This is a genomic window from Rhizobium sp. PDO1-076, assembly GCF_000247475.1.
Taxonomy (GTDB): domain Bacteria; phylum Pseudomonadota; class Alphaproteobacteria; order Rhizobiales; family Rhizobiaceae; genus Allorhizobium.
In genome coordinates, this window is sequence record NZ_AHZC01000139.1 from 1 (window position 1) to 4,999 (window position 4,999).

Here is a 4,999-nt window from a genome sequence, read left to right on the forward strand (position 1 = left end):
ACAACCCGACCCACTGCGTCAGTTCAACGCATATGATTTTCCTTATGTTATGGGAAATTGCCTGGCGACCGCAGGAGAAACGCAAACGGCGCGGGTTTGATCCCGCGCCGTTGATCTACCTGGTGAAACGAGCCGATCAGTCGATGTTGAAGGTCAGCGGCTTGGCCTGCTTGATGGCAGGGTTTGCTGTCAACTGGTCCAGGACCGCCTGTTCAACTGGGCCATCGACATAGAGCAGAGCGATCGCATCGCCGCCTTCCTGGTCGCGGCCAAGCTGGAAGTTGGCGATATTGACCTTGGCATTGCCAAGTGTGGTACCCATGAAGCCGATCATACCGGGAACGTCGGTATTGGAAATATAGATCATGTTGGCGCCGACATCGGCATCCATGTTGATGCCCTTGATCTGGATGAAGCGCGGCTTGCCGTCGGAGAAGACGGTCCCAGCGATCGAGCGGGACTGCTTTTCAGTCGTCACTGTCAGCTTGATATAGCCATCGTAGACACCGGTCTTGTCACGCTTGACCTCGGAGACGATGACGCCCTTTTCCTTGATCATGATCGGGGCCGAGACCATGTTGACGTCGGCCACCTGCGGGCGAATGAGACCGGCCAGCAGCGCAGACGTCAGCGCCTTGGTGTTCATGCCGGAGGTCACGCCGTCATAGAGGATCTCGATTTCCTTGATCGGGTTTTCGGTCATCTGGCCGGCAAACGAGCCGAGCACGTCGGCAAGCCGGATGAACGGCTTCAGCAGCGGCGCTTCCTCGGCTGTGATCGACGGCATGTTGATCGCGTTCGAGACCGCACCCTTGACCAGATAGTCCGACATCTGCTCGGCGACCTGCAAGGCGACATTCTCCTGCGCTTCCGTGGTCGACGCGCCGAGATGCGGCGTGCAGACGACGTTAGGCAGGCCGAACAGCGGGCTTTCCTTGGCGGGCTCCACCTCGAAAACGTCGAAACCTGCACCGGCGACATGACCGGACTTGATCGCGTCGGCAAGTGCTGCCTCATCGACCAGGCCGCCACGGGCGCAATTGATGATGCGCACGCCGGGCTTCGTCTTGGCGAGGTTTTCACGGCCTAGGATACCGCGCGTCTTGTCGGTCATCGGCACATGCAGGGTGATGAAATCGGCCTTGGCCAGCAGTTCGTCGAGTTCGACCTTGGTCACGCCCATTTCGCGGGCGCGCTCGTTCGACAGGAAGGGGTCATAGGCCAGTACATGCATGCCCAGGCCGATCGCCTTCTTGCAGACGATACCGCCGATATTGCCGGCACCGATGACACCGAGCATCTTGCCGGTGATCTCGACGCCCATGAATTTCGACTTTTCCCACTTGCCGGCCTGGGTCGAGACATCGGCCTGCGGCAGCTGGCGGGCAACGGCAAACATCAGCGCGATGGCGTGTTCGGCGGTGGTGATCGAGTTGCCGAATGGTGTGTTCATCACGATGATGCCGCGACGCGAGGCAGCCGGGATATCGACATTGTCGACGCCGATGCCGGCGCGACCGATGACCTTGAGATTGGTCGCGGCAGCGATCAGCTTTTCCGTCGCCTTGGTGGCGGAACGGATGGCAAGGCCGTCATAGTTGCCGATAATTTCAGCGAGCTTGTCCTTGTCCTTGCCGAGCTGCGGCTGGAAATCAACTTCGACGCCGCGATCGCGGAAGATCTGGACGGCGGTTTCCGACAGTTCGTCGGATACGAGAACGCGAGGTGCCATTACGAGGCCTCCTTCAGAGAGTTCGTTTCAATGAATATGGTGGGATGCAAGGGCTCCGCCGACGCGGCGGAGCCGGAATTCGCTGTCAGGCCGCAGCCTTGGAAAGCGTCGCCTTCTGAGTCTGGTAGGCCCAGGTCAGCCACGGCATCAGGGCTTCCATGTCGGAGGTCTCGATCGTCGCACCGGCCCAGATGCGTAGGCCAGCCGGCGCATCGCGATAGGCACCGATGTCAAAGGCGATGCCCTGCTTGTCGAGCAGCGTCACCATGCCCTTGGCGAAAGCCGCCTGGTCGTCGGCGTCAAGCGCCAGCACGTCGGGGTCGGCAATCGTCAGGCAGACCGAGGTGTTCGAACGGGTTTCGTCGACCTTGGCGAGATTGGCGATCCAGTCGTTCTTTGCGACGAGGTCGAAGATCACCTTGGCATTGGCATCGGCACGCGCGATCAGAGCATTGAGGCCGCCGAGCGACTTCGCCCACTTCAGGGCATCGATATAGTCCTCGACGCACAGCATAGATGGCGTGTTGATCGTTTCGCCGGTGAAAATGCCTTCGATCAGCTTGCCGCCCGAGGTCATGCGGAAGATCTTCGGCAGCGGCCAGGCCGGCACATAGGTGGTCAGGCGCTCGACAGCACGTGGCGACAGGATGATCATGCCGTGACCGCCCTCACCGCCCAGAACCTTCTGCCAGGAGAAGGTGGTGACGTCGAGCTTGGAGAAGTCCAGATCCTGGGCGAAGGCGGCCGAGGTCGCGTCGCAGATCGTCAGGCCCTTGCGGTCGGCCGGGATGAAGTCAGCATTGGGAACGCGAACGCCCGAGGTCGTGCCGTTCCAGGTGAAAACCACGTCACGGTCGAAATCGATGCTCGACAGATCCGGCAGTTCGCCATAGCCGGCTTCAACTTTGCGGACGTCCTTGAGCTTCAACTGCTTGACGACGTCGGTAACCCAGCCGGCGCCGAAGCTTTCCCAGGCGACCATGTCGACGCCGCGTTCGCCAAGCAGCGACCACATGGCCATTTCAACGGCGCCCGTATCGGAGGCCGGAACGATGCCGATGCGGTAGTCCGCCGGCACGTTGAGAATTTCACGGGTGAGGTCGATGGCCAGCTTCAGCTTGTCCTTGCCAACCTTGGCGCGGTGCGAACGACCGAGCGGGGCATCGGACAGTGCATCGAGCGACCAACCGGGACGCTTCGAGCAGGGGCCAGAAGAAAAATGCGAATTTGCCGGGCGCAATGCCGGCGCGGCGATATCAACCATGTCAAACTACCCTTCCAGGTATATGGCCTCTCGTTGGGGAGAGGTGTCCCGCCGTCGGAACTATCCTCAAGCGGAGACGTCGTCAAGACGGTGAATGTCGCAATCGGCTAATTTTTTGCCGCGACCGGATCGTGCGCCTTCGGCGAGTTACGCACTTTGTCCCCGCTACTCGAATTCATCCATGGATTTCGGCGTGGGCAGAAGACTGAGAAAACGCGCAAGCACGAGCAACGTCATCAGAAGACCGACAAATGCCTGAGCCGAGAACGCAATGACCGCAAGATCATGCTGAGGCTGGTAGCGATCCGCGCCGAAGGAGAGCATGAGCAACATGCTTTCACGAAACATCTCGACGAATGTCGGACTGGGATTGAGCAATTGCAGTCGCCCGTCGCGATACAGATAAACATATATGACGCCGAACCAGCAGATTACCTCAAAATAATTATGAAGGAGCAGCAAAACAATTCTTCGGTATCCGCGGATCAAATAGTCTCGACCGGAGAGTTTCGCGCGATATTCGTCAAACAGGAGTACATTCACCTGATAGATGAAAATTTCAAAAATTCGAAACGACCCATAGATGGAGACGAATTCGAGAACGAAATTCGAGTCCAGTGCCATGCGCGCCGAGGATACATAAAGCGCCACCAGCGATGCCAGCGCATTTGAAAATACGTATACCTCCACGAAGATGAAACTGCGTCTCAGCCTCGGCACAAGGCGCACAATCTCAAAAAGCGATATCTGAGCCAGAACGAGGAAGATTCGCGACCAGAAGCTGACGATCCAGCTCCGCGGCAATGAGGGACCACTTAAAGACATCTTCAGGCTCCGCAGCAGAGTCAAATAAGGCCCGGATTGGCGAACAATCCGGGCCTCGGGAAACGTATCGGTATCGTGTTTTACTTGTAGACAATTTCCTGCGGCGGCGGCTCGAAGGCCACCGGCTGGGCGCAACCGCCGAACATGTAGCGGGCACCGGCATGCAGTTCGTGGCTGTAGAAGCCGTCGTCCGAGCCCGGGCCACCGTTCTGCTCGTAGCCGAACATCGCGCCGCCGAGCGTGTGGCGGAAGCGATAGCCGACATCGGCCTTGACATTGCAGGTCACGTCGATCGATGCACCGGCCATCAGCTGATAGGCGAAGCGCCAGCTGCCGCGGCCGCCATGTTCCACGGTCGTGTCGCAACCGCTGCCATCGTCGGCGCAGGACGTGTTGTTGAGGTTGTCCCAGCGGACGTAGGAGCCACCCATACCAGCGCCGACATAAGGCGTGAAATAGGCGTAGTTGCCGAGGTCGATATAGGCATTGGCCATCAGCGTGTAGGCGCGAAGCGCAGACAGGTCTTCAGAGGTACATGCCGTGACGCAGGCACCGAAACCGGCGCCGCCGCCCGAGGTCGAACCACGGAAGTCCGACTTGTTCATGTAGTCGAAGGTCAGATCGGTACGCAGGTAGCTGTTGACCTGATAGCCGATACCGGCGCCGATCGTGAAGCTGTCCTTAAGGTCGATATCGTCGAATTCCGACACAGTGGCGTTGGAGCCCTGGTAGAATTCGGCGCCACGCAGCCGGTTGAAGCTGTAGCCGAGATCGCCACGCAGGTACCAGCCGGAGGCTTCGGCAACGGCGACTTCCGGTGCATCCATGATCGGCTGCGGTTCCGGCTGAAAAACATCTGCGGAATAGGCTGCCGAGCTTGCCAGCAATGTGGCTGCAGCAACGGCGAAAAAGGTCATCTTCATGGCGGGATACTCCAAAAATCCAGCTTTGTGCATCAGGCCAGCACACGCCGATAACCTGATCTCGGATGGATAATGGATTGGAAAAGTTAAGTTCGGCTTAACTACGGTTGTTAACCTTGCCCCTTTGCAATCTGTTTACCACGAAGTTTCGATATCTTCTTTGCAATCTCGGATTTGCTTGCCGGGCAGAGAAAAAAAGGAAAGCGGGCGAGAAAAGCCTCGCCCGCCTCGTACCTGACAGCTTGTCGTGTTTGC

Annotated in this window: 4 protein-coding genes; all 4 read right to left on the reverse strand. The window is 58.6% G+C overall.

The window, feature by feature from the left end; all coding sequences use genetic code 11:
- Window positions 1-136: 136 nt before the first annotated feature.
- Window positions 137-1,732 carry a phosphoglycerate dehydrogenase gene (gene serA / locus PDO_RS09920; RefSeq protein WP_007601183.1) on the reverse strand — a complete coding sequence of 532 codons (1,596 nt, stop codon included), beginning with the start codon at window positions 1,730-1,732 and terminating at the stop codon, window positions 137-139.
- Between the two features lie 85 nt (window positions 1,733-1,817).
- Window positions 1,818-2,996 (reverse strand): phosphoserine transaminase, encoded by a 1,179-nt coding sequence (locus PDO_RS09925; RefSeq protein WP_007601186.1) that lies wholly within the window; start codon window positions 2,994-2,996, stop codon window positions 1,818-1,820.
- A gap of 165 nt (window positions 2,997-3,161) precedes the next feature.
- Window positions 3,162-3,956 (reverse strand): hypothetical protein, encoded by a 795-nt coding sequence (locus PDO_RS09930; RefSeq protein WP_141649874.1) that lies wholly within the window; start codon window positions 3,954-3,956, stop codon window positions 3,162-3,164.
- Window positions 3,902-4,744 carry an outer membrane protein gene (locus PDO_RS09935; protein WP_007601190.1) on the reverse strand — a complete coding sequence of 281 codons (843 nt, stop codon included), beginning with the start codon at window positions 4,742-4,744 and terminating at the stop codon, window positions 3,902-3,904. The genes PDO_RS09930 and PDO_RS09935 overlap by 55 nt, the downstream gene beginning before the upstream one ends.
- Window positions 4,745-4,999: the final 255 nt, after the last annotated feature.

Excerpts from the sequence above, each read along its gene's own strand:
- PDO_RS09925 (WP_007601186.1), bottom strand. The coding sequence starts at position 2,996 with ATGGTTGATATCGCCGCGCCGGCATTGCGCCCGGCAAATTCGCATTTT.
- serA (WP_007601183.1), bottom strand. The coding sequence starts at position 1,732 with ATGGCACCTCGCGTTCTCGTATCCGACGAACTGTCGGAAACCGCCGTC.
- PDO_RS09935 (WP_007601190.1), bottom strand. The coding sequence starts at position 4,744 with ATGAAGATGACCTTTTTCGCCGTTGCTGCAGCCACATTGCTGGCAAGC.